This is a genomic window from Stenotrophomonas sp. GQ19, from assembly GCF_059758695.1.
This window is the reverse complement of the sequence record NZ_JCAXES010000015.1, coordinates 40,287-62,081: the sequence shown is the minus strand read 5'-3', so window position 1 is coordinate 62,081 and position 21,795 is coordinate 40,287. Positions and strand designations below refer to the sequence as shown.

Below are 21,795 nucleotides of genomic sequence, written 5' to 3'. Positions count from 1 at the left end.
TGCTAGGATGCAGGCCTTCCAGGAAGGATCGCACCGCATGACCGCCAGCCCTGCACTCCCCACTGCGTCGCGCAGCGCCATCGTGCTGATCGCGTTGCTGCAGGGGCTGATGCTGTACGCCGCACAGGAAGCCGCCGACAGTTGGCCCTTCCATGCTCTCGGCAACCGCGTGTGCTGGTATGCCTGGGTGCTGAGCGTGCCCACCGCCGTCGCCCTGACGCTGGTGCAGCTGCGTGATCGCCGCTTGTGGCTGCATGCCGGGCTGGCCTCGGTGCTGGTGCTGGCCCTGGCCAGCGGCATCGGCTGGACGCTCGGTGGCGGCGCCAAGGGGCTGGAGCAGAGCGGCGTGCTGTGGCCGTTCTCGGTCAGCATGGCCATCGCGGTGTTTGTCAGCCTGCCGTGGTGGCAGTTCCGCCTGCAGCACGGCCACTGGCGCGCGTCCTACGCCGCCCTGTTCGAACACGCCTGGCAGAACGGCTTGACGCTGGCACTGGCGGTGGCTTTCACCGGCCTGACCTGGCTGCTGCTGTGGCTGTGGGCAGCGCTGTTCCAGCTGGTGGATATCGGCTTCTTCCGCACCCTGTTCCGCGACGATGCCTTCATCGCGCTGGCCACCGGCACGCTGTTCGGCTTTGGCGTGCTGATCGGGCGAACCCAGCACCGCGCCATCCAGACGGTGCGTTCGGTGCTGTTCGCGGTGGGCCGTGGGCTGTTGCCGCTGTTGGCCTTCATTGCGCTGCTGTTCGTGCTCAGCCTGCCATTCACCGGGCTCGAGCCGCTGTGGCGCACCCGCTCGGCGGCCAGCCTGCTGATCACCCTGTCACTGCTGCTGGTGGTGTTCGTCAACGCGGTCTACCAGCACGACAGCGAGCAGCCGCCCTACCCGGCCTGGCTGCGCCGCTTGATCGAGGCCGCCCTGCTGGCGCTACCGGTGTACGCGGCCGTGGCGCTGTACGCGATGGGGCTGCGCATCGCCCAGTACGGGTGGACCCCGGAACGTTTCTGGGGCGCGCTGGTGGCCGTGCTGGTGTGCGGCTACGCGCTTGGCTATGCGCTGGCGGTGCTGCGCCCGGGCGCGCACTGGCTGCAGCGGCTTGAACCGGTGAACCGCTGGATGTGCTGGGCGGTGCTGGGCAGCGCGGTGCTGGCCAACTCGCCGCTGCTCGACCCGCTGCGGATCAGTGCCGGCAGCCAGCTGGCGCGCGTGCAGGCCGGTGCACCGGCGATCGACGCCGAGCAGGCCACTACCCTGCGCTTCGCCTACGGCCGCCACGGCGTGGACGCGCTCAAGACGCTGCAGCGCGACCCGCGTTTCAGCCAGGATGCACGCGCCGCCGGCGTGATCGCCTCCGCGCTGGCCCGCGACACGCGGTGGGGCCGGGACAACCAACTGGGTGACATCGACGATGGCATTGCCGACCTGCCCGCGCTGCAGCGCCAGCTGACCCTCGCCAAGGGCCTGCCCACGCCGGACCCGGACTGGTGGCAGGCCGTGCTGGCGCGCACGCTGGCCCCCAGCGACTGCCTGGACGTGGGCCAGGACTGCGTGGTGCTGCGCCGCGACCTGGACAGCGACGGCGTGGACGAGGTGCTGCTGTGCAACCTGTCGCCGCATCGTCGCCCCTACTGCCGGGTGCATGCCCGTGACGCAGGCCGGTGGCACGACGTCGGCACGGTGTCCTTCCCGGAGGGCGACGGCACCGGCGGGGTCGCCCGTGGCAACACCGCGTTGCGCGACGGCCAGCTGCACCTGCAGGCACCGCGCTGGCCCCGCCTGTCCATCGACGGCGGGCCGGCCCAGACCATCGACGAAACCGCCTACAAGGAATCACGCCCATGAGCGGCTACTGCCTCATCGCCCCCGGCCACCCGGTCCACGGCCATTACCACGACCACGAATACGGCTTCCCGCAGCGCGACGAGCGCGAGCTGTTCGAACGGCTGCTGCTGGAAATCAACCAGGCCGGCCTGAGCTGGGAAACCATCCTGAAGAAGCGCGAGGGCTTCCGCGCGGCCTATTCCGGCTTCGACGTGGATACCGTGGCCGCTTACGGCGAGCGCGACATCGAGCGCCTGCTCAACGATGCCGGCATCATCCGCAACCGGCTCAAGGTGCACGCAGCGGTGCACAACGCGCAGGTGATCCAGCAGCTGCGCGCCAGCCACGGCAGTTTCGCGGCGTGGCTGGACGCACACCATCCGCAGGACAAGGCGGCGTGGGTGAAGCTGTTCAAGAAGACGTTCCGTTTCACCGGCGGCGAGATCACCGGCGAGTTCCTGATGAGCCTGGGCTACCTGCCCGGCGCGCACAGCCCGGACTGCCCGGTATACGCGCGCCTGCAACGCCTGCGTGCCGGCCAACGCTCGGCACCTACCGGGTGATGCAGGGGATTTACACCCCCATGTAACGGCCCGGACGGTGGTTGAACATCAGTACCAGGCTGAGCACCACCGCACCGATCGCCGAGTACATCACCTGCGACGGGGACAGCACGAAGAACGCCACGCACATCAGCAGGGTATCGAAGGACATCTGCACCTTGCCGGCGCTCCAGCCGCGGGTGCGCTGCAGGTACACCGCCAGGATGCCGATGCCGCCCAGGCTGGCGCGGTGGCGGATGTAGAACAGGATACCGAGGCCGGCCAGCGCGCCGCCCACCAGGGCCGAATACAGCGGGGCGATATGGGCGAAATCGGCCCAGCGCGGCAGCAGGTCGGTGAGCGCGCCGCACGCGGTGACCGCCGCGAACGTCTTCAGGGTGAACTCCCAGCCCATCCGCCGCACGGCCACCCAGTAGAACGGCAGGTTGACCAGCACGAACACCAGGCCGAAGTTCCAGTCGAACGCGTAGTGCGCCAGGAAGGCCAGCCCGGCCATGCCGCCGATCATCAGCCCGCCCTTGGCGAAGATGGCCAGGCCCAGCGAGGCCACCAGCGTGGCCAGGATCATGCCCTGCACGTCCTCGGCCACCGAATGGCGCAGCGCTTTTTCATCGGCGACGGTGCCGGCACTGTCCGGCGGCGGGGTCAGCGGGCCAGCGGTGACCAGGTGGCCGTCAGCGTCGTCGCACGGCGCGGGGCCATGGGAATCAAGGGACATGGGGGTGGGGGCTGTGCGTGGGGAGCGGTATTAGACACGATCAGCGTGACAGTTGCAGGTGAAATGATTCAGAGAGCCATCCAGCTGCTGCCCGGGCCTGCGGCGCTCGGCGGCTCCAGGGTGAAAACCGCCTGGCCCAGGCGCTGGCGCACCACGAACACGCCCTGCTCCCACGCCGAGCGCTTGAACCAGTCGCGCTGGTCCAGCGCGGCCGGGCTGCGCATCGGGTGGCAGGCGATGAGCGCCCCGCCACGGTCCAGCACGCGTGCCTGCCAACGCTCGCCGAACCCGGCCCCCAGGCCGCGGTAGACCCGGACCCAACCGGCCCGGCCGGGCAGCGCCCGCCCCAGCCGTGCCACCTCGTCCTCGCGCTGGAAGCCCTGCGCGCGCACCGCCGCGGCAGCCGCCCGCCACGGGCCGGGATCGGCCCCCACGCGGTCGACCAGCGCCAGCCCGTGCTGTTCGATCAACGCCAGTACCGCGCGCTCGCGGGTTGCGGGGTCGCTGCCGGCGTAGGCAGCGAAATCGAACGGGTCCACGCACACCACGCTGGCCCCTGGGAAGCGCTGGTAGCGTGGTTCATCGCCGGGCGGACCGCATTGCAGGGTCAGCAGGCTGGCGCCATCGAGTACGTAGTCGCGCGGCAACGCCGCCATGAAGAGCGCGGCGACATGGTAGGCGTCCGCGCGAAACGGAACGCCGTCGAGCACGCGCCCGGCGCGGGTGACGTCGGGGCTGGATTCCACGCGTAGTTCGGTGAAGCGGGGCATCGCGGCGTGACTCCTGTCGGCGGCAAGGCCGCACAGCATGCCACTGTCGCGCGGGCCGCTGCGCTCAACCGACCCGTGCAGCGGCCAGGTGATGGGCCACCAGCGCGTTGGCGTGGCCATGGCCCAGGCCGTGCTCGGTCTTCAGGAAGGCCACCAGCTCCATGTGCTTGAGCCCGCCTTGGGCCACCAGCAGCGCCAGCCAGTGGCCGACCGGCTGGCCGTAGGTCTTTTCGATGGACGGGAAGTACGACGCCGGGCCTTTCAGGGTGGGGGTATCGCTCATGGCGGATGCCTCGCAGGAGTGGCGCGCCGCCGGAATGGCGGGGCTCGTTGTGTATGACGTGGCGGGGGGCGCGAAATCGACACGGGCTTTCATGCCCGCTGAACACCCCGCTGCCGCAGCATGCCAGGGCACCTCCGCACCCTCCCCTCGTCCTTTGCAGGAGTCCGCGTCATGCCCTACCTGACCACCGCCGACAACACCCGGATCTTCTACAAGGACTGGGGCCAGGGCCAGCCCATCGTGTTCCACCACGGCTGGCCGCTCACTGCCGATGACTGGGACACCCAGCTGCAGTTCTTCCTGCTGCAGGGCTACCGGGTCATCGCGCACGACCGCCGTGGCCATGGCCGGTCCTCGCAGACCAGCGGCGGCCACGAGATGGACACCTACGTGGCGGACGTCAACGCGCTGGCCGACCACCTGGACCTGCGCGATGCGGTGCACGTGGGGCATTCCACCGGTGGCGGCGAAGTGGCGCACTACGTGGCCCAGGCGAAACCTGGCCGGGTGGCCAAGGCGGTGTTGATCGGCGCGGTGCCGCCGATCATGGTGCAGAGCGAGCGCAACCCGGGCGGAACGCCGAAAGCGGTGTTCGACGGCTTCCGCCAGCAGCTGGCTGCAGGCCGCGCCAACTTCTACCGCGAGGTGCCCATTCCGTTTTACGGGTTCAACCGCGACGGTGCGCCGGTCCAGCAGGGGGTGGTCGACAACTGGTGGCGCCAGGGGATGATGGGGGCGATCAACGCGCACTACGACTGCATCAAGGCGTTTTCGGAAACCGACTTCACCGAGGATCTGAAGAAGATCGATGTGCCGGTGCTGGTGATGCATGGCGATGACGACCAGATCGTGCCGATCGCCGATTCGGCGGAGCTTGCGATCAAACTGCTCAGGCATGGCACGTTGAAGGTCTACCCGGGGTATCCGCATGGCATGTGCACCACGCATGCCGAGGTGATCAACCGGGATCTTCTGGCGTTTATCCGGGGATGAGGGGCGTACCGACCAACGGTCGGTACCCACCCCGGGATGGCGGGGTGATCGGCGTGCCGATCACGGGGCCGGTAGCGCACGACCGTTGGTCGTGCGTGCGCCTTGCAGGTATCAGCGCGCGACCAGCTTCTGTCGCGCGGCGTTGTAGCGGTCGCCGACGATGGCGATGCTGTCCAGCGCCACGCCGATCTGCTGCAGATCGTCGGCGCTGAGCTGCAGCGCGACGGCGCCGAGGTTTTCCTGCAGGCGGTGCAGTTTGGTGGTGCCCGGAATCGGCACGATCCACGGCTTGCGCGCCAGCAGCCAGGCCAGCGCGACCTGTGCAGGCGTTGCGCCCTTGCCGGCGGCAATCGCACGGATCCGATCCACCAGCACCTGGTTGGCCTGGCGCGCGTCGGCGGCGAAGCGCGGCACGCTGTTGCGGAAGTCGTCGGCGGCGAACGCGGTGTCGGCGTTGATCGCGCCGGTCAGGAAGCCCTTGCCGAGCGGACTGAACGGCACAAAGCCGATGCCCAGTTCCTCCAGTACCGGCAGCACGCTCTGCTCCGGTTCGCGCCACCACAGCGAGTACTCGCTCTGCAGGGCGGCCACCGGCTGCACCGCGTGCGCGCGGCGGATGGTATCGGCACCGGCCTCGGACAGCCCGAAGTGCTTCACCTTGCCTTCGGCGATCAGGTCCTTGACCGTGCCGGCCACGTCTTCGATCGGCACGTTCGGGTCCACCCGGTGCTGGTAGAACAGGTCGATGCGGTCGGTCTGCAGCCGCTGCAGGCTGGCTTCGGCCACCGCACGGATGCGTTCGGGGCGGCTGTCCAGCCCGGCATCGGCGTGGCCGTCCTTGAACCCGAATTTGGTGGCGATCACCACCTGGTCGCGATACGGCGCCAAGGCCTGGCCGAGCAGTTCCTCGTTGCGGAACGGACCGTACACCTCGGCGGTATCGAAGAAGGTCACGCCCTGTGCCACGGCCGCGTGCAGCAGGGCGGTGGCGGTACCGGTGTCGGTGGCCGGGCCGTAGCCGAAGCTCAGGCCCATGCACCCCAGGCCCAGCGCGGAAACGCGCAGGCCGCTGTTGCCCAGTTCTCGTGTCTGCATGGTGGTGCTCCTGCCGTCGGGAACGGCATCGGTGGGGGATGCCCATCTTGAACCGCCCGACGGCAGGAAATGAACCGGCGTGATCGCTGGTGGTAATGAAACAGGCTCATCAATCCAGCGCTATGCCCGTGCCTGCCTCAGCGCTCCGTATCCGGCAGTGACAGCCCGAACAGCACCAGCAGCAGGAACCCCGCCCCGAACAGCAGCAACAGGATGTGCCACACCCCGAAGCGGTCCATGCGCTGCATGTCCACGCCTTCCTCGCGGTGGTACCGCCGCAGCAGGCTGTTGATCGGCAGAATGGGCACGAAGGTCAACAACGACACCAGCCCCATGCCGCCCGGCAGGCGTCCGCCCAGGTTGAGCAGGAAGTACACGGCCGCTAGCAGGCCCGGCGCGAAGGCCAGTTCGCGGCGGCGGCTGACGGCGATGTCACGCAGGTCGCTGAAGCACAGGAATGACCACAGCGGGGCGAACAGGGCCCGTGCCCAGGGCCACTGGGTGCCGCCGGTCTCGCGCTTGATCGCCCGCCAGTTCTGCCAGAACCAGTACAACGGGTACAGCCCGAGCGTCACCAGCGACAGCGAGGCCAGTTTCAGCGTGGGCGGTGAGTAGTACGCGGCAGCGACCACATCGCGCGTGGCGATGCGGGGTGCCGGGGAAAACGGTGGTGCTGCGACCGGCAGAGTTGCCGGCGCACGGTAAGGATCGTCCACTTCCATATGCGGATCACCTGCAATGCATCTACCGGCGAGGTGCCGGCGCCCCCTGTATCCCGGGAACCCGGGACGGCGCGACTATCGCAGAGCGCCGGGGGTTTTTCCAGATCCCCCCGCGGCCCTGAGAACGGGGGCGGGCGGGGGCAAGGGCGCGCGTCGTGCGCGCCCGGTGCGGTCAGCGGACCTCGGAGATCTCCACCCCGTCCAACCCCTGCGACAGCGTGCGCGCATCGCCGCCCTGCGACAGCTTGATGCGCAGGCGCACTTCGTTCTGCGAATCGGCGTAGCGCAGTGCGTCTTCGTAGCTGATCTCACCGGCCTGGTACAGCTCGAACAGGCTCTGGTCGAAGGTGCGCATACCCAGCTGCACCGACTCCTTCATCACTTCCTTGAGCTTGTGGATCTCGCCATCGCGGATGTAGTCCTGCACCAGCGGCGTGCCCAGCATGATCTCCATCGCCACCTTGCGCGACTTGCCATCCGGCGAGGGAATCAGCTGCTGCGCCACCACGCCCTTGAGGTTCAGCGACAGGTCCATCAGCAACTGGTTGCGCCGGTCTTCGGGGAAGAAGTTGATGATGCGGTCCATCGCCTGGTTGGCGTTGTTGGCGTGCAGCGTGCACAGCACCAGGTGACCGGTTTCGGCGAAGGCGATGGCGTGGTCCATGCCCTCGCGGGTACGCACCTCGCCGATCATGATCACGTCCGGTGCCTGGCGCAGGGTGTTCTTCAGCGCCGCTTCCCAGCTGTCGGTATCGATGCCCACTTCGCGCTGGGTGATGATGCAGCCCTCGTGCTTGTGCACGAATTCGATCGGGTCTTCGATGGTGATGATGTGCCCGGTCGAGTTGTGGTTGCGGTAGCCGATCATCGCCGCCAGCGAGGTCGACTTACCGGTACCGGTAGCGCCCACGAACAGGATGATGCCGCGCTTGGTCATCGCCAGCGTCTTGATGATCGGCGGCAGGCTCAGCTCTTCCACGGTGGGAATGCGCGTCTCGATGCGACGCAGCACCATGCCCACCTGGTTGCGCTGGTAGAAGCAGCTCACGCGGAACCGGCCCACGCCGGACAGGCCGATGGCGAAGTTGCACTCGTGGGTCTTTTCGAACTCTTCGCGCTGCGCCGGCGTCATCACGTTGAGCACCAGGTCGCGGCTCTGCTGTGGCGTGAGCGGGGTCTGGGTGATCGGCGAGATCTTGCCGTTGACCTTGATCGCCGGCGGCATGCCCGCGGTGATGAACAGGTCCGACGCCTTCTGGTGCGCCATCAGCTTGAGGAACGAGGTGAAGTCGATGGTCGTGGTGGTGGGGTTCATTGCGGTGTGCTCCGAAGATTGCCGGGAGCCGGCCAGCGGCCGGCGATGCAGGACGCCGGGCAGCGCCCGGCTCTACCATCATTCGAAGATCCGCTTGTCCTTGGCGTACTCGCGCGCCTGGTTGCGGGTGATCAGGCTGCGCTTGACCAGGTCCTGCAGGTGCTGGTCCAGGGTCATCATGCCCATCTGCTGGCCGGTCTGGATGGCCGAGTACATCTGCGCCACCTTGTCCTCGCGGATCAGGTTGCGGATGGCCGGGGTGCCCACCATGATTTCCCATGCAGCGGTACGCCCGCCACCGACCTTCTTCAACAGGGCCTGGGAGATCACCGCACGCAGCGACTCGGACAGCATCGAGCGCACCATCGGCTTCTCGCCGGCGGGGAACACGTCGATGATGCGGTCGATGGTCTTGGCCGCCGAACTGGTATGCAGCGTGCCGAACACCAGGTGGCCGGTTTCCGCGGCGGTCAGCGCCAGGCGGATGGTTTCCAGGTCGCGCAATTCGCCGACCAGGATGATGTCCGGGTCTTCACGCAGGGCCGAGCGCAGCGCTTCGTTGAAGCCGTGCGTATCACGGTGCACTTCGCGCTGGTTGATCAGGCACTTCTGCGAGGTGTGCACGAATTCGATCGGATCCTCGACGGTGAGGATGTGGCCGTATTCGTTCTTGTTGATGTGGTCGATCATCGCCGCCAGCGTGGTCGACTTGCCCGAACCGGTCGGGCCGGTGACCAGGATCAGGCCCTGCGGCTGGTCGATCAGCTCGCGGAAGATCGGCGGCACGGCCAGGTCTTCCAGCGTCAACACTTCCGAAGGAATGGTACGGAACACCGCACCGGCGCCACGGTTCTGGTTGAACGCATTGACGCGGAAGCGCGCCAGCGACGGAATCTCGAACGAAAAGTCGACCTCGAGGAATTCCTCGTAATCGCGGCGCTGCTTGTCCGACATGATGTCGTACACAAGCGCATGCACCTGCTTGTGGTCCAAGGCCGGAATGTTGATGCGACGGACATCGCCGTCCACGCGGATCATCGGCGGCAAGCCGGCCGACAGATGAAGATCCGACGCTTTGTTCTTTACGGAAAACGCCAACAGTTCGGCGATATCCATGCGCTGCTACTCCCCATGACTGCTGCGACTGGAAGGTTCTTTCCCCGGGCGGCAGTATAGCGTTCCTGATCTACCGGAAAACGCCCGTGTCCGCGCTGCCCCTGTCCACGATATTGCTGAACCTGCACAACGCGGCTGCCGCCGCCGGGCGGCCAGACCCGGTGCTGTTGGCGGTCTCCAAGACCCAGCCGGCCGAGGCGGTGGCGGCACTGGCCGCCCAGGGCCAACGTGCGTTCGGCGAAAACTACGTGCAGGAGGCCGTGGCCAAGATCGACGCACTGGCGGCGCTGGGACTGGAATGGCACCTGATCGGCCACCTGCAGTCCAACAAGGCCGAGCTGGCCGCACAGCACTTCGACTGGGTGCAGAGCGTGGACCGGCCCAAGCTGGTGGCGGCATTGGCCGCGCACCGGCCGGCGGCACTGGCCCCGTTGAACGTGCTCATCCAGGTCAACATCGACGACGAGGACAGCAAGCATGGCTGCGCCCCTGACGACGTGCCTGCGCTGGCCGCTGCCATCGAGGCCGCGCCACGCCTGCAGCTGCGCGGGCTGATGGCCATTCCCGCCCCGTGGCCCCAGGCCGAGCGCCGCCAGCAGGCGTTCGCGCGCATGCGCGCCCTGTTGGACACACTGGCCGCGATGCATCCGCAGGTGGACACACTGTCGATGGGCATGAGCAGCGACTACGCCGAGGCCATCGCCCAGGGCGCCACCCTGGTGCGGATCGGCACCGCCCTGTTCGGCGCGCGCCCGCGCCCGGCCTGACTCCCTTTCATACGCACTACCCGGAGATTGCATGAGCGCCATCACACTTACCTTCATCGGCGGCGGCAACATGGCCCGCAGCCTGATCGCCGGGCTGGTCCGCCAGGGCGTTGCGCCCGCGCATATCCACGTGGCCGAGCCGGTCACCGCGCTGCGCGAACAGCTGACCGCCGACTTCGGCGTGAAGACCTACGCCAGCGCCACCGAAGCGGCCGCCCAGGGCGAGGTGTGGGTGCTGGCGGTGAAACCGCAGGTGCTGCGCGATGTATGCGCGTCGCTCGTGCCGCTGGCCGCTGCCAGGCAGCCGCTGGTGGTGTCCATCGCCGCCGGCATCACCAGCGCGCAGCTGGAACGCTGGCTGGGCGGCAGCGCGGCGGTGGTGCGGGCGATGCCCAACACCCCTGCCCTGCTCGGCGCGGGGGTGACCGGGCTGTATGCCACCGCCACGGTGAGCGATGCCCAGCGGACCCAGGCCGATACCGTGCTGGCCAGCGCCGGGCGCACCGTGTGGATCGACGACGAAGCCCGCATGGATGCGGTGACCGCGGTGTCCGGCAGTGGCCCGGCGTATGTATTCCTGCTGGCCGAAGCGATGGAAGCCGCCGCGGTGGCCCAGGGCCTGCCGGCCGCGGCGGCACGCACGCTGGTGGTGCAGACCCTGCTGGGCGCCAGCCGCATGCTCGACGAATCCGGCGACGCCCCGGCCGAACTGCGCCGCCGGGTGACCTCGCCCAACGGCACCACCCAGGCGGCGATCGAATCCTTCCAGGCCGACGGTTTCGAGACCATCGTCGCGCGCGCGATCGACGCAGCGACCCGGCGCGGCCAGGCGCTGTCGGCCGCGAACGACTGAGACACCGACGGCCGACTGATCACGATGCCCCGCCCCTCTCCGGGACGGTAGAGCCACCCCATGGGTGGCTGACGGAAACCCCGGTCGCACGGTAGAGCCACCCCACGGGTGGCTGAAGAAAACCCCGATCGCAAGGTAGAGCCACCCCATGGGTGGCTGAAGAAAACCCCGATCGCAAGGTAGAGCCACCCCATGGGTGGCTGACGGAAACCGTGATCGCACGACAGCCACCCATGGGGTGGCTCTACCGGTCCAGCTCGACAGCCACCCCGTGGGTGGCTCTACCGGGTCATCCGGTCCAGCAGGAAATCCACGAAGCTGGACAACTTCGGCCGCGGGCGGCGATCCGGCAGGTACACCAGGTGCAGCGGGCGCGGTTCGGGCAGGTAGTCGGCCAGCACCGGTTGCAGGTGTCCGCTGGCGATGTCGTCGGCCAGCAGCACCGCCGGCTGCAGGATCAGCCCGGCCCCGGCCAAGGAGGCACGGCGCAGGCCATCACCGTCGTTGCACAGCAGCCGCGAATGCTCCGACCAGTCCTGCTCGGGATGCCCGCGCAGGCGCCAGCCATGGCCCCCGCGCCAGGCCACGTGGGTCAGGCAGTCGTGATCGCGCAGCTCGCCGGGATGCTGCGGAATGCCCTTGCGTTGCAGGTAGGCCGGCGCGGCGCAGATCTGCATCGCGTACGGCGGCAGCGGCCGCGCCACCCATTCGGCCGAGCCGATCCGCCCCATCCGCACCACCGCGTCGAACTGCTCCTCGATCAGGTCCACCCGGCGGTTGCTCAGGTCCAGCTCCACCGTTACCTGCGGGTAGGCGGCCAGGTACTGCGCCACCAGCGGGGCCAGCACGCAGCTGCCCCAGGTGACCGGCGCGCTGATCCGCAGCAGCCCTTGGGGCTGGGCCTGCAGGCCGGCCACGCTGGCGTTCGCCTGCTGCACCTGTTCCAGCACACTGCGGCAGCCAGCCAGGTAGTTGCGCCCGGCATCGGTGAGGCTCTGCCGGCGCGTGTTCCGCTGCAGCAGGCGCACGCCCAGGTGCGTTTCCAGCTGCTGGATGTACTTGCCCACCATCACCGACGACACCGCCATGTGCTCGGCGGCGGCATTGAAGCTGCCGTGTTCGACCACGGCCACGAAGGCCTGCATGCAGCGCAAGGTATCCATTGGTAACCACTGGTTTGCAATCTGCAAAGCATACGCCGGTTACCGAACTGCCGCCGCGGGCGCAGACTGGCTGCACGTCCTTTCTGGAGCCCCCCGCATGAAGATTCTTCTCGTCGGTGCCAGCGGCACCCTTGGCCAGGCCGTCGCCGCGACCCTGGGCACCCATCACCAGCTGATCCGCGCCGGCCGCCACGGCGGTGACGTGCAGGTGGACCTCACCGACGATGCCAGCGTGCAGGCCCTGTTCGCCCAGGTCGGCACGGTGGACGCGGTGGTGGCCACCACCGGCAAGCTGCATTTCGGCCCGCTGGGATCCATGACCCCGGCGCAGTTCAACGTGGGTTTGCAGGACAAGCTGCTGGGCCAGGTACGGCTGGCGCTGGCGGCCCAGCACCACCTCACGGCTGGCGGCTCGATCACCCTCACCAGCGGCATCGTCAGCGCCCAGCCGATCCGCGACGGTGCCAATGCCACGGCGGTGAACGCCGCGCTGGAGGGCTTCGCGCGCGGCGCCGCCTGCGAACTGCTACCGCGCGGGCTGCGCATCAACGTGGTCAGCCCGAACGTGCTGGTCGAATCCCTGGCCGACTACGGCGCCTACTTCCCCGGCTTTGAAGCGGTCACCGCCCAGCGCGCGTCGCTGGCCTACCAGCGCAGCGTGGAAGGCGTGCAGAGCGGGCAGGTGTTCAACGTATGGTGAGGTGTGGCCGTGGGCGGATGAAGCGTATCGACCAACGGTCGATACCTACCGGCGTCAACGACCGAACGTTGATGAAACGGCAACGACCGAACGAAACGGTAGCTACCGACCGTTGGTCGGCAGAACGGTAGTGCCGGCCGCTGGCCGGCTCCCCGCGGTGCCAGCCGGTTGGCGTATCGACCAACGGTAGATACGCCAACCGGTTCGTGGTGACGTCACCCGACCACCAGACACCCCGCACGCCCTGTAAGCCCCCTCACCCCCACCGCTGCGGTCCATCGCCCTGGTCGCCCAGCGCATCGCCCGGGTTGGCCAGCCTGCAGCGCTTCAACGACAGGCAGCCGCAGCCGATGCAGTCGGTCAGCTGGTTGCGCAGCAACAACAACTGCTCGATGCGCTGGTCCAGCTCGCTGCGCCACAACGCCGACATCCGCGCCCACTCGGCCTTGGTCGGCGTCTTGTTCTCCGGCAACGCCGCAAAGGCGGTCGCCACCGCTTCCAGCGGCATGCCCACGCGCTGGGCCACGCGGATCACCGCGAGCCGGCGCAGCACATCGCGCGCGAACCGGCGCTGGTTGCCGGCGGTGCGCAGACTGCGGATCAGCCCCTTGCGTTCATAGAAGTGCAGCGCCGACACCGCCACCCCGCTGCGTTTGGCCACTTCACCCACACTCAGTTCCTGCGCGATCACTGCTTGACCTCAACCATGGTTCAGGTGGCATCCTGCGTGACGCGGGGATGCACTGCAAGCACACCCTGCCCGTCCGCTGCCTGGTATCCCGCATGTCTTCCGATGTAACCGCCGCCGCCGCGGCCCCTGCCGACGTGCCAACGCCGTCGATCCTGTCGCCCCGCTACCGCGCCACCACCATCGGCATGGTCGCGCTGGTCTCGTTGTATGGCTTCGAAGCGCTGGCCGTGGCCGCCGCCATGCCCACGGTGGCCCACGAACTGGACGGCCTGCGCCTGTACGCGCTGGCCTTCGGCGGGACCCTGGCCACCAGCGTGATCGGCATGACCCTGGCGGGGCGCTGGAGCGATCGGCTGGGGCCGGCGCGGCCGCTGTGGCTGGGCCTGGGCTGCTTCATCGCCGGGCTGCTGCTGGCCGGTTTCGCCCACACCATGCCGCAGCTGGTGCTGGGCCGGCTGCTGCAGGGGCTGGGGGCCGGTGCGGTCTCGGTGTCGCTGTATGTGATGGTCGGGCGCACCTTTCCCGAGGCGATGCGGCCGCGGGTTTTTGCCGCGTTCTCGGCCGGCTGGGTGGTGCCGTCGCTGATCGGGCCTGGCATCAGCGGGCTGATCGTGCAGCACCTGGGCTGGCGCTGGGTGTTCCTGATCGTGCCACTACTGGCGGTGCCGGCGGCCCTGCTGCTGCGCCCCGCCCTGCGCGACGTGGGCGCGCCGCCGCCGTCGGCACGCAACGATGACCGCGTCATCCGCTGGGCGATCGGGGCCGCCGCCGGGGCGTTGCTGTTGTACATCGGCGGCCAGCAACAGGGCTGGACCGCGCTGGCGCTGCTGGTACCGGCACTGGCGCTGTTGGCGCTGTGCAGCTGGAAGCTGCTGCCCACCGGCACGCTGCGGTTGCGCCGGGGGCTGCCCAGCGTGATTGCGCTGCGTGGCATCGCTGCGTCGGCCTTCTTCGGCTGCGAAGCCTTCCTGCCGCTGCTGCTGCAGCGCGAACGCGGGCTGAGCCCGCTGCTGGCCGGGGTGGCGCTGAGCCTGGGCGCGCTGGGCTGGTTCAGCGGCTCGTGGCTGCAGGGCCACCAGCAGCGCGGCTGGACGCGCCAGCAGTTGCTGGTCATCGGCGCGCTGCTGATGTGCGTGGGCATCGTGGCCACGTCGCTGGCGATCCAACCGGCCACGCCGTTGTGGTTCGCGTTGGCCGGTTGGACGCTGACCGGCTTTGGCATGGGCCTGATCTACCCGGCGCTGTCGGTGCTGACCCTGTCGCTGTCGCCGCCCGCGCAGCAGGGCGCCAACACCTCGGCGCTGCAGCTGAGCGAAGCGCTGGGCGTGGCCACCACGCTGGCGATCTCCGGTTCGTTGTTCGCGCTGTTCCTGCAGGGCAACGTGATGCTGGGCTACCTGCTCACCTACGCCATCATGCTGGTGCTGGCCGTGGCCAGCGTGGTCGTCGCCCGGCGGATCTGAAAACGGCATGCGCGTAGCGCCGGGCTCTGCCCGGCTGCCTTTTCCCTGATCGTAGCGCCGGGCTCAGCCCGGCTGTCTATCCCCGCGAAGGGCAGCGGGGCAGAGCCCCGCTCTACGAGCGACCGCACATTGCCGGTCGGCCCGGTTCGACGATGAATGCACATTGCCGATCGATCCGTTCACCGGTGGAAGCACATCCACGCCCGCGCCCGTTTCCCGCCGGGCGCGTTTCAGCAGGCCGGTCCCCGCTTCACGGGTGCGTGTCGCCCACTTCCTTCAGGTCTTCGCGCAGGATGCGGCGGATTTCCAGCACGGCCTGCGGGGTTTCCTGCACGCTGTGCCCGGAGATGATCACCTTCTCCGACACCGCCCCGTCCAGGTGCGCGCTCCAGTACGGCACCAGGCCATCGTCGGACTGCTGCAGCGGCACGTCGGGTTTGCGCTGGGCAATGATCGAGTGGTACTTCAGCCCCGGCATGATCGGCAACGCGCCGGCCGCCTTCACGAACGGATCGCTGGCCTTGAGGTTGTCGATGCTGTTGGGAATCTGCAGTTTGGTTGGCTGCGCTGACTGGCTTTCCGACTGCTGCAGGGTCTGGAACACGTCATCGAACTTGCCCAGGATCGTGATCGGCAGGCGCACCAGGCGCCCGATCAGCCGCCCCAGCCGGTTGCCGGCGATGTCGGTGCCCTTGTGCGGGGCGGCGATGAAGATCGCGCGTTCCACATTCGCCTCGGCGTTGAAATGCAGCAGCGGTCCCAGCTTGGCCTGCACCCGTTTCAGGCGCTCGCCCTTGAGGTCGTAGTTGGCCAGCAGGTCGTTCCACAGCACGTCACCGGAGGACGTCACCAGCAGCCGGGCCAGCACGCCGCCCATGCTGTGGCCGATGAACACCATGTCCTTCGACGCCGGGCTGCTGCCGGTCGGGTCGAAGTGCTTGAGCGTGTTGTCGAACGCCGCGTCGATCTCGAACCGGTTCAACGCAATCGGCGCGTTGGTCGGGTAATACACCTGCCACACCTGGAAGTGCCTGCGCAGCTCGGGGTCGCCCATGATCTCGTTGGCCACGTTCACCCACGCCTCCGGGCTGCTGCCCAGGCCGTGCAGCATGAAGATGATGCGGCGGTTGGGGTCCCACGGCTGCATCAGGTACATGTGCGGTTCGCCGATGCCCTCGCTCAGCCCGAACAGCGTGCGCAGCGACTGCGTGGCAAACCCCGACTGCGCCAGCCACATGCCGTAGGCGGCGGTGAAGTTGCCGGCCAGCGGCACCTTCTCGCCGTGCAGGTCCACGCTTTCGGTGGACTCGGGCGAATACACATCGAACAGCACCTGGGTGGTGTCGAGCACCTGCTGCAGGCTGTCGCCCTTGAAGCGCAGCAGCGCGGTGGCGTTGATCGCCGACATCTCGCTGTACTGCGGAATCTCCGCCTTGGTGCCGTCGGCGGCGGCAATCAGCTTGGGCGGGTCCATCACCACCACCAGTTCGGCGCCGAAGCCATCACGCCGGTAGGTGCTGCGCAGGCCGGCAAAGCTCACCGACGAAGCCGACACCATGCGGGTGGGAATGCTGGGCATGCGCAGTTCATCGAAGTCCGACGTCAGCGTCCAGCGCTCGCCCGCCACCGGTGCGTTGTAGTCCTCACCCTCCAGCGCACTCTCGCGGGCGCGTTTGAACACCACCGCCGCAGTCTGCTCTGCGGCGTAGTTGTAGTAGTCGCGCACCTGGGTCTGGCGGTCTTCGAAGGCACGGTCCGACGGCGTGCGCCCGCTGAAGAACAGGTAGGCATAGGCGTAACGCGCCGCTTCCAGCCATGCATCCAGCGCCGCATCGCTCATCGGATGCTTGTCGCGATCCTTCGGCTTGGGGCTCAGCCCCAGCGCGGTTTTCACCCACAGCTCCGACAGCGCCGACAGACGCTGTTCTTCCGGCAGTACCGCGGTGTCTACCAGGGTCTTCTGGCAGGTGACCACGTCCTTGGCGCACAGGTCCTCGTCCAGCCCGACCACGCTCAGGGTTTCCTGCGACGCCGCGCTGAGCTTGCCCGAGGTGAGCACGTCGCCGCGCTTGTTGGCCAGGTAGTCGGTGGGTGCGACCTGCTTCATGGTGACCATGGCGCAGCCGCTGGACAGCAACAGCGACAGCACCACCGCCAGCAGCGGCAGCAGGCGGCGGGAGAACGCGTGGGGCGAGGTCATGGTGCGGTTCCTTGGTGCATGCCCGGCACGCCCTGGCGGATCAACTGCGAGAACGCCGGGTCGTTGCCGGCGGCGCGGGCGCGGTCGGTGATGCGGCCCCGCGCCTTCAGCGTGGCAAAGTCCACGCCGGGGGTGAGCACGCCCAGGTCGCGGGCGTATTCGGCGAAATAGCCCGACACCAGCAGCCGGTAGTCCAGCGGCAGGCCGGGGGCGATCTGCTTGGCCAGCTCGTAGACAATGGTGGTGCAGTTGCTGGTCAGGGTGTTGTAGAACGCCGGGGCCGCGTCCAGCTTGCGCGCCTCGCCCAGGTAGGACACGAACAGGCCCTTGAGCTGCTCACGGGTCATGCCCTGCAGGCGGTACAGGTACACGTCTTCGCCCCGCACGTTGCTGCGCACGCGGATGATGTCGGTCTCTTCGGCCGCCACCAGGGTCATTTCGAATTTGCGGAAGAACCCGCCCAGCGCCGAGAACGACTCGCCGCGCTCCTTGCGGATCTCCAGCGAGAACACCAGTTGGCGACCGTCGGCGAAGCCGAAGGAGATCAGCGTGTGGGCGATCATCGGCCCCATCCAGTACGACATCACCAGGTCGGCCGAGCGCAGCTGGTCCAGGTCATAGCTGCGGCGCACCCAGTGCACGTCGTGGTCGTCCTCGCTGCGCCAGGTGAAGGCGCGTACGTTGTCGAGCACCACGTGGGTGCCGTCAAATTCGACCACCTTCAGCCGTTGCGCCACGTCGTCGGCCCACACCCGGTCCTGGCGCGGGGTAAGCAGCAGCCACCAGACGCCGCACAGCACCAGCGCGCCCACGTACACCGCACCCGGCCAGCGCCCTGCCCGCGCACGCGCCACGCCCACCGCCGTGGTCAGCGCAAAGCCCGCCCACGCCGCGATGGCAACCCAGCGCAGCCAGCCCGGTCCGGGCAGCTGGTAGGCCAACAGGCCGGTCACCCACAGCGCTGCGACCAGCATCAACAGCGCCAGCCCCCATCGTCCTGCCTTCTTCACGCGTCGGTCCATCGTTGGTTCGGGGGCGCTAGTTAGCCACAACCGCGGTGTGGGTTACATGTCCGCGTGTTCAGCTTGGGCCGGCGGCATACTGGCGGCGTCCCCATTGCGCACAGGAGGCGCTTGCGATGCCCGGTATTCATTCCATCGGCGGGGTGCCGATCCAGCGCCACCACCTGGCCCGTTGCCACTGCGGCGCGGTGGTCCTGCGCCTGCACCTGCCCGACGGCGTGCTGTCGCCGCGGCGGTGCGACTGCTCGCTGTGCCGGCGCAAGGGCGCCATCGTCGGGTCGGTGAAGCTGGCCGACCTGGAGGTCATCGAAGGCGAGCACGCGCTGCGGCTGTACCAGTTCAACACGCACGTGGCCAAGCACTGGTTCTGCGGCACCTGCGGCATCTATACCCATCACCAGCGGCGCTCATCGCCGGACGAGTACGGCTACAACCTGGGCTGCCTGGACGGGATCAATCCGTATGCGCTGGGCGAGGTGCCGGTGAGCGACGGGGTCAACCACCCCGCCGACCGGCCGCCGGCTCAGTGACTGCGTCGCCGCGCCGGGGTGCCCACTTTCTGCCAGGGCGCCATGCTCGTGCGGCCAACGCGTGCAGGCCGCTTCAGCAGCAGTCTGCGCTGGGCGGCATCGGGCAACGGAGGGGGCGTAGCGGCTTCGGGAGCCGGGCGTGCGGGCCAGAGTCGGTCAAGCAACCACATGGCGTTTCTCCGTGGGGGACGGGGACGTGTCACGTTACCGGCGCCCCGGCATAGGCCAGGTGAGGCCGGTACGACAGCCATGTGACGGCCGTGCCGGTCACGCCGTCGGCGCGTGTTCGCACAGGTCACCGACTGGACCATGGCGCTGAACATCACCAACCTCACCGACAAGAAATACTTCGCGCCGTGCCGCAACTTCGGTGACTGCTTCACCGGCAACCCGCGCACGGTCACCGGCACGATCAGCTACCGGTTCTGATCGCCGCCGGTGCAGGCGATCGCCCCAGCAGCGCATGCACCAGCAGCGCGCTGCCGGCGGTGAGCACGGCCAGCCCGCGCAGCAGCGCCACCAGCGCCTCGCTGCTGGCCTGCTGCAGCGCCTGCGGCGGCAGGCCCGGCAGCAGTGCGGTGGCCTGCGCCAGCGACCCGGTGGCCAGGTAGGCGCCGGCCCGCGCCAGCGTGGCGGCCGGCAATCCGCTGTCCACCGCCAACCGCTGCGCCACCAGCATCGCCAGCAACGCAGTAACCGCAGCCAGCGCGATGCCCTCGCCGGCCACCCGCACCGTGCCGAAGATCCCCGCGGCCATGCCCGCGCGCTGCACCGGTACCACGCTCACCGACAAACCATCCATCAGCCCCCACGGCAGCGCGGTGCCCGCGCCGATCAGCAGCAGCGCCGGCCACCACTGCGCGGGCGGTGCGTGCAGCACCTGGCGTGACAGCGCATACAACCCCGCCGCACACACCAGCAGCCCCAGCACGCACAACCGCGCCGCGCCCACCTGTCGCGACCAGCCGGCTGCCAGCATCGGCAGCACCAGCATCGGCGCCGACAACGCCAGCATCTGCAGGCCCACCCGGCTCGGCGACTGCCCCTGCACCCCGAGCAGGTGCAACGGCAGGACCACCAACAACACTACATAACCCAGGCAGGTGGCCACCGGCAGCAGCTGCACGCCCAGGAAGCGGCGCTGCGCGAACAGCGACAGATCCAGCAGCGGCGGCCGCGCACGTGCTTCCACCCGTACGAACAGCACCAGCAACAGCAGCGTGGCCAGCGCCGCGCCGATCACCTGTGGCGACCCCACCCCGTGCTCGGCCAGCACCAGCAGCATCACCGTCAGCGCGGCCAGCATCAGGCTGAAGCAGAGCATGCCGGCCACGTCCAGGCGCACCGGCGGGCCGCGGCTCTCGTCCAGGTGGCGCAAGGCCAGCGCCCAGCCGGCCAGCGCCAGCACCCCACCACTGGCAAACACCGCGCGCCAGCCCAGCGTCTGCAGCAGCAGGCCGGCCAGCAGCGGCCCCAGCGCCAGCCCCACCCCGAACATCGTGCCCATCAGCGCGAACACCCGCGTACGCGCATGGCCCTCAAAACGCTGCGCCAACGCCGCACTGCCCGACGCCAACGCGGCGGCGGCCGCCACGCCCTGGACGCCACGCGCCAGGTCCAGCGCGCGCAGGTCCGCGGCCACGCACACCGCCAACGTCGCCAGTGCGAAGCCCGCGCTGCCGCACAGGAACAGCCGGCGGCGACCCAACCGATCCGCCAGCCCCCCGGCGGCCAGCAGCAAGCTGCCGAAGCTGAGCATGAAGGCGTTGGTGACCCATGCCAGCGCGCTCGGCGCGCCCTGGAACCGGCCGGCCAGCGCCGGCACCGCCACCGCACCGGCCGAGAACGACAGCGGCAGCGCGAGCGCCACCAGACACACCGCCAGCACGCCCCAGCGCGGATCGCGGCGCAGGTCATCACGGGACAACAAATACATGGTGGTTCCAGACAACAAGGGGAAATTGACGATACAGCGGCGTCTATCCGGCAAAAACGCCCGCGATGGCATTTGATTACGGACGTTTGTTCCGCAATCATCGCCCCCATGGATTCGCTTACCGCCCTGCTCGCCTTCGTCCGCACCGCCGAAACCGCCAGCTTCGTCGGCGCTGCCCGCAGCCTGGGCCTGTCGCCCTCCACGGTGGGCAAGCGCATTGCGCGTCTGGAGCAGCAGTTGGGCGTGCGCCTGTTCCAGCGCACCACGCGGCGGGTGCACCTCACCGAAGAAGGCGAGCTGCTGCTGCAGCGCTGCCGACGCGCGCTGGAGGAACTGTCCGATGTGCAGGCCGACCTGGCCCAGCGCCAGCAGTCGCCCCGCGGCCTGCTGCGGGTGGGCATGCCCACCATCGGCTACCGTTTCCTGCTGCCGCTGTTGCCGCTGTTCCGGCAACGCTACCCGGACGTGCAGCTGGAGCTGGACTTCAATGACCGCCTGGTCGATGTGGTCAGCGAAGGGCTGGACGTGGTGATCCGCAGCGGTGAACTGGCCGACTCCAGCCTGATGGCGCGCCGCCTGGGACCGTTCCACTTCGTGCTGTGCGCCGCGCCGGCGCACCTGCACGCGCACGGGGAACCGGCCACGCTGGCGCAGCTGGCAACGCATCCAGCGGTGCGCTTCCGCTACCCCACCACGGGCAAGCTGCAGCCGTGGTTGCTGCCCGGGCACGAGGGCGATGCCGGCGCCGCGCTGGCCACGGTGATGACCTGCAACAACATGGAAGCCCTGCTGGCCGCCGCCATGGGTGGGCTGGGCGTGGCGTGGATGCCCGACTTCCTGGCCGCCGACGCGCTGGCCGACGGCCGGCTGCAGGCGCTGCTGCCCGACCAGCCGCGGCAGCCCGGCCAGTTTTCACTGCTGTGGCCGGGCACGCGGCAGCCCAGCGCGCGCCTGCGGGTGTTCATCGACTTCATGGCCGAGCACCTGTTCAACGCGGCGCCGTCGCCGCCTGCGCCGCGCCCGCGGCGCTGACCGCGCCGGCCGCATCCCGTACCATCGCCCGCATCCCTGCCAGC

At 68.8% G+C, this 21,795-nt stretch carries 22 protein-coding genes; 10 read left to right on the top strand and 12 right to left on the bottom strand.

Annotated elements, in window-relative coordinates:
• The first annotated feature begins 37 nt into the window (after positions 1 to 37).
• Positions 38 to 1,840 (top strand): DUF4153 domain-containing protein, encoded by a 1,803-nt coding sequence (locus tag AC6CHL_RS20405; protein ID WP_498296007.1) that lies wholly within the window; start codon positions 38 to 40, stop codon positions 1,838 to 1,840.
• Complete coding sequence (locus AC6CHL_RS20400) at positions 1,837 to 2,382, top strand: DNA-3-methyladenine glycosylase I (protein WP_463600492.1); 546 nt, start codon at positions 1,837 to 1,839, stop codon at positions 2,380 to 2,382. Before AC6CHL_RS20405 ends, AC6CHL_RS20400 begins: the two co-directional genes overlap by 4 nt.
• Positions 2,383 to 2,392: 10 nt before the next feature.
• On the opposite strand, the gene AC6CHL_RS20395 is transcribed toward AC6CHL_RS20400, so the two are convergent.
• The 3 genes from AC6CHL_RS20395 to AC6CHL_RS20385 all read right to left on the bottom strand — a co-directional run bounded on the left by AC6CHL_RS20395 (position 2,393) and on the right by AC6CHL_RS20385 (position 4,153).
• Positions 2,393 to 3,100 (bottom strand): YitT family protein, encoded by a 708-nt coding sequence (locus AC6CHL_RS20395; protein ID WP_038690005.1) that lies wholly within the window; start codon positions 3,098 to 3,100, stop codon positions 2,393 to 2,395.
• Between the two features lie 68 nt (positions 3,101 to 3,168).
• Positions 3,169 to 3,870 carry a hypothetical protein gene (locus AC6CHL_RS20390; protein ID WP_498296005.1) on the bottom strand — a complete coding sequence of 234 codons (702 nt, stop codon included), beginning with the start codon at positions 3,868 to 3,870 and terminating at the stop codon, positions 3,169 to 3,171.
• Positions 3,871 to 3,934: 64 nt separating this feature from the next.
• Positions 3,935 to 4,153 (bottom strand): DUF4287 domain-containing protein, encoded by a 219-nt coding sequence (locus AC6CHL_RS20385; RefSeq protein WP_038690009.1) that lies wholly within the window; start codon positions 4,151 to 4,153, stop codon positions 3,935 to 3,937.
• Between the two features lie 171 nt (positions 4,154 to 4,324).
• Here AC6CHL_RS20385 and AC6CHL_RS20380 point away from each other — a divergent pair, with 171 nt between their 5' ends.
• On the top strand, positions 4,325 to 5,146 hold the full coding sequence (locus AC6CHL_RS20380) for an alpha/beta fold hydrolase (protein WP_463600490.1): 822 nt from the start codon (positions 4,325 to 4,327) through the stop codon (positions 5,144 to 5,146).
• Positions 5,147 to 5,257: 111 nt separating this feature from the next.
• Here the strand turns inward: AC6CHL_RS20380 and AC6CHL_RS20375 are convergent, their stop codons facing one another.
• From AC6CHL_RS20375 to AC6CHL_RS20360, 4 genes are all read right to left on the bottom strand, one after another.
• A complete protein-coding gene (locus AC6CHL_RS20375) occupies positions 5,258 to 6,241 on the bottom strand; it encodes an aldo/keto reductase (protein WP_498296003.1) in 984 nt (327 codons plus the stop codon).
• A 137-nt stretch (positions 6,242 to 6,378) separates the two neighbouring features.
• Positions 6,379 to 6,957, bottom strand: coding sequence for a hypothetical protein (locus AC6CHL_RS20370; protein ID WP_498296001.1), 579 nt, complete (start codon positions 6,955 to 6,957; stop codon positions 6,379 to 6,381).
• A 178-nt stretch (positions 6,958 to 7,135) separates the two neighbouring features.
• Positions 7,136 to 8,278 carry a PilT/PilU family type 4a pilus ATPase gene (locus tag AC6CHL_RS20365; protein ID WP_498295999.1) on the bottom strand — a complete coding sequence of 381 codons (1,143 nt, stop codon included), beginning with the start codon at positions 8,276 to 8,278 and terminating at the stop codon, positions 7,136 to 7,138.
• A gap of 78 nt (positions 8,279 to 8,356) precedes the next feature.
• Positions 8,357 to 9,394, bottom strand: coding sequence for a type IV pilus twitching motility protein PilT (locus AC6CHL_RS20360; RefSeq protein WP_038690018.1), 1,038 nt, complete (start codon positions 9,392 to 9,394; stop codon positions 8,357 to 8,359).
• 86 nt (positions 9,395 to 9,480) lie between these two features.
• On the opposite strand from AC6CHL_RS20360, the gene AC6CHL_RS20355 reads away from it, so the two are divergent.
• Both AC6CHL_RS20355 and proC read left to right on the top strand, forming a co-directional pair.
• Positions 9,481 to 10,161, top strand: a complete 681-nt coding sequence (locus AC6CHL_RS20355) for a YggS family pyridoxal phosphate-dependent enzyme (protein ID WP_498295997.1) — start codon at positions 9,481 to 9,483, stop codon at positions 10,159 to 10,161.
• A gap of 31 nt (positions 10,162 to 10,192) precedes the next feature.
• Positions 10,193 to 11,014, top strand: coding sequence for a pyrroline-5-carboxylate reductase (gene proC, locus AC6CHL_RS20350; RefSeq protein WP_498295996.1), 822 nt, complete (start codon positions 10,193 to 10,195; stop codon positions 11,012 to 11,014).
• Positions 11,015 to 11,295: 281 nt separating this feature from the next.
• Here the strand turns inward: proC and AC6CHL_RS20345 are convergent, their stop codons facing one another.
• A complete protein-coding gene (locus AC6CHL_RS20345) occupies positions 11,296 to 12,177 on the bottom strand; it encodes a LysR family transcriptional regulator (protein ID WP_498295994.1) in 882 nt (293 codons plus the stop codon).
• Positions 12,178 to 12,274: 97 nt separating this feature from the next.
• On the opposite strand from AC6CHL_RS20345, the gene AC6CHL_RS20340 reads away from it, so the two are divergent.
• Complete coding sequence (locus tag AC6CHL_RS20340; RefSeq protein WP_313246457.1) at positions 12,275 to 12,877, top strand: short chain dehydrogenase; 603 nt, start codon at positions 12,275 to 12,277, stop codon at positions 12,875 to 12,877.
• Positions 12,878 to 13,133: 256 nt separating this feature from the next.
• On the opposite strand, the gene soxR is transcribed toward AC6CHL_RS20340, so the two are convergent.
• The gene (gene soxR, locus AC6CHL_RS20335) at positions 13,134 to 13,568 is read right to left on the bottom strand and encodes a redox-sensitive transcriptional activator SoxR (protein ID WP_181393942.1); all 435 of its coding nucleotides are present in this window, start codon (positions 13,566 to 13,568) and stop codon (positions 13,134 to 13,136) included.
• A gap of 92 nt (positions 13,569 to 13,660) precedes the next feature.
• On the opposite strand from soxR, the gene AC6CHL_RS20330 reads away from it, so the two are divergent.
• Positions 13,661 to 15,031 carry an MFS transporter gene (locus AC6CHL_RS20330; RefSeq protein WP_498295992.1) on the top strand — a complete coding sequence of 457 codons (1,371 nt, stop codon included), beginning with the start codon at positions 13,661 to 13,663 and terminating at the stop codon, positions 15,029 to 15,031.
• A gap of 250 nt (positions 15,032 to 15,281) precedes the next feature.
• Here AC6CHL_RS20330 and AC6CHL_RS20325 read toward each other — a convergent pair whose 3' ends face one another.
• Entirely contained in the window at positions 15,282 to 17,231 is a 1,950-nt protein-coding gene (locus AC6CHL_RS20325; protein WP_463600485.1) for an esterase/lipase family protein, read from the bottom strand.
• The gene (locus AC6CHL_RS20320) at positions 17,228 to 18,205 is read right to left on the bottom strand and encodes an Lnb N-terminal periplasmic domain-containing protein (RefSeq protein ID WP_038690028.1); all 978 of its coding nucleotides are present in this window, start codon (positions 18,203 to 18,205) and stop codon (positions 17,228 to 17,230) included. The genes AC6CHL_RS20325 and AC6CHL_RS20320 overlap by 4 nt, the downstream gene beginning before the upstream one ends.
• Positions 18,206 to 18,369: 164 nt before the next feature.
• Here AC6CHL_RS20320 and AC6CHL_RS20315 point away from each other — a divergent pair, with 164 nt between their 5' ends.
• Both AC6CHL_RS20315 and AC6CHL_RS20310 read left to right on the top strand, forming a co-directional pair.
• Positions 18,370 to 18,783, top strand: a complete 414-nt coding sequence (locus AC6CHL_RS20315) for a GFA family protein (RefSeq protein ID WP_137188768.1) — start codon at positions 18,370 to 18,372, stop codon at positions 18,781 to 18,783.
• Positions 18,784 to 19,065: 282 nt separating this feature from the next.
• Entirely contained in the window at positions 19,066 to 19,212 is a 147-nt protein-coding gene (locus AC6CHL_RS20310) for a TonB-dependent receptor (protein WP_244880133.1), read from the top strand.
• Here the strand turns inward: AC6CHL_RS20310 and AC6CHL_RS20305 are convergent.
• On the bottom strand, positions 19,196 to 20,719 hold the full coding sequence (locus tag AC6CHL_RS20305) for an MFS transporter (protein ID WP_498295990.1): 1,524 nt from the start codon (positions 20,717 to 20,719) through the stop codon (positions 19,196 to 19,198). The two genes, AC6CHL_RS20310 and AC6CHL_RS20305, sit on opposite strands and share 17 nt — an antisense overlap.
• 108 nt (positions 20,720 to 20,827) lie before the next feature.
• On the opposite strand from AC6CHL_RS20305, the gene AC6CHL_RS20300 reads away from it, so the two are divergent.
• On the top strand, positions 20,828 to 21,751 hold the full coding sequence (locus AC6CHL_RS20300; RefSeq protein WP_498295988.1) for a LysR family transcriptional regulator: 924 nt from the start codon (positions 20,828 to 20,830) through the stop codon (positions 21,749 to 21,751).
• The last annotated feature ends 44 nt before the right edge of the window (positions 21,752 to 21,795 follow it).

What these genes read in the sequence shown, in the direction of transcription:
- AC6CHL_RS20405 (WP_498296007.1), top strand. Translation starts at nt 38, where the DNA reads ATGACCGCCAGCCCTGCACTCCCCACTGCGTCGCGCAGCGCCATCGTG.
- AC6CHL_RS20400 (WP_463600492.1), top strand. Translation starts at nt 1,837, where the DNA reads ATGAGCGGCTACTGCCTCATCGCCCCCGGCCACCCGGTCCACGGCCAT.
- AC6CHL_RS20395 (WP_038690005.1), bottom strand. Translation starts at nt 3,100, where the DNA reads ATGTCCCTTGATTCCCATGGCCCCGCGCCGTGCGACGACGCTGACGGC.
- AC6CHL_RS20390 (WP_498296005.1), bottom strand. Translation starts at nt 3,870, where the DNA reads ATGCCCCGCTTCACCGAACTACGCGTGGAATCCAGCCCCGACGTCACC.
- AC6CHL_RS20385 (WP_038690009.1), bottom strand. Translation starts at nt 4,153, where the DNA reads ATGAGCGATACCCCCACCCTGAAAGGCCCGGCGTCGTACTTCCCGTCC.
- AC6CHL_RS20380 (WP_463600490.1), top strand. Translation starts at nt 4,325, where the DNA reads ATGCCCTACCTGACCACCGCCGACAACACCCGGATCTTCTACAAGGAC.
- AC6CHL_RS20375 (WP_498296003.1), bottom strand. Translation starts at nt 6,241, where the DNA reads ATGCAGACACGAGAACTGGGCAACAGCGGCCTGCGCGTTTCCGCGCTG.
- AC6CHL_RS20365 (WP_498295999.1), bottom strand. Translation starts at nt 8,278, where the DNA reads ATGAACCCCACCACCACGACCATCGACTTCACCTCGTTCCTCAAGCTG.
- AC6CHL_RS20360 (WP_038690018.1), bottom strand. Translation starts at nt 9,394, where the DNA reads ATGGATATCGCCGAACTGTTGGCGTTTTCCGTAAAGAACAAAGCGTCG.
- proC (WP_498295996.1), top strand. Translation starts at nt 10,193, where the DNA reads ATGAGCGCCATCACACTTACCTTCATCGGCGGCGGCAACATGGCCCGC.
- AC6CHL_RS20345 (WP_498295994.1), bottom strand. Translation starts at nt 12,177, where the DNA reads ATGGATACCTTGCGCTGCATGCAGGCCTTCGTGGCCGTGGTCGAACAC.
- AC6CHL_RS20340 (WP_313246457.1), top strand. Translation starts at nt 12,275, where the DNA reads ATGAAGATTCTTCTCGTCGGTGCCAGCGGCACCCTTGGCCAGGCCGTC.
- AC6CHL_RS20330 (WP_498295992.1), top strand. Translation starts at nt 13,661, where the DNA reads ATGTCTTCCGATGTAACCGCCGCCGCCGCGGCCCCTGCCGACGTGCCA.
- AC6CHL_RS20325 (WP_463600485.1), bottom strand. Translation starts at nt 17,231, where the DNA reads ATGACCTCGCCCCACGCGTTCTCCCGCCGCCTGCTGCCGCTGCTGGCG.
- AC6CHL_RS20320 (WP_038690028.1), bottom strand. Translation starts at nt 18,205, where the DNA reads ATGCTGGTCGCAGCGCTGTGGGTGACCGGCCTGTTGGCCTACCAGCTG.
- AC6CHL_RS20315 (WP_137188768.1), top strand. Translation starts at nt 18,370, where the DNA reads ATGCCCGGTATTCATTCCATCGGCGGGGTGCCGATCCAGCGCCACCAC.
- AC6CHL_RS20305 (WP_498295990.1), bottom strand. Translation starts at nt 20,719, where the DNA reads ATGTATTTGTTGTCCCGTGATGACCTGCGCCGCGATCCGCGCTGGGGC.
- AC6CHL_RS20300 (WP_498295988.1), top strand. Translation starts at nt 20,828, where the DNA reads ATGGATTCGCTTACCGCCCTGCTCGCCTTCGTCCGCACCGCCGAAACC.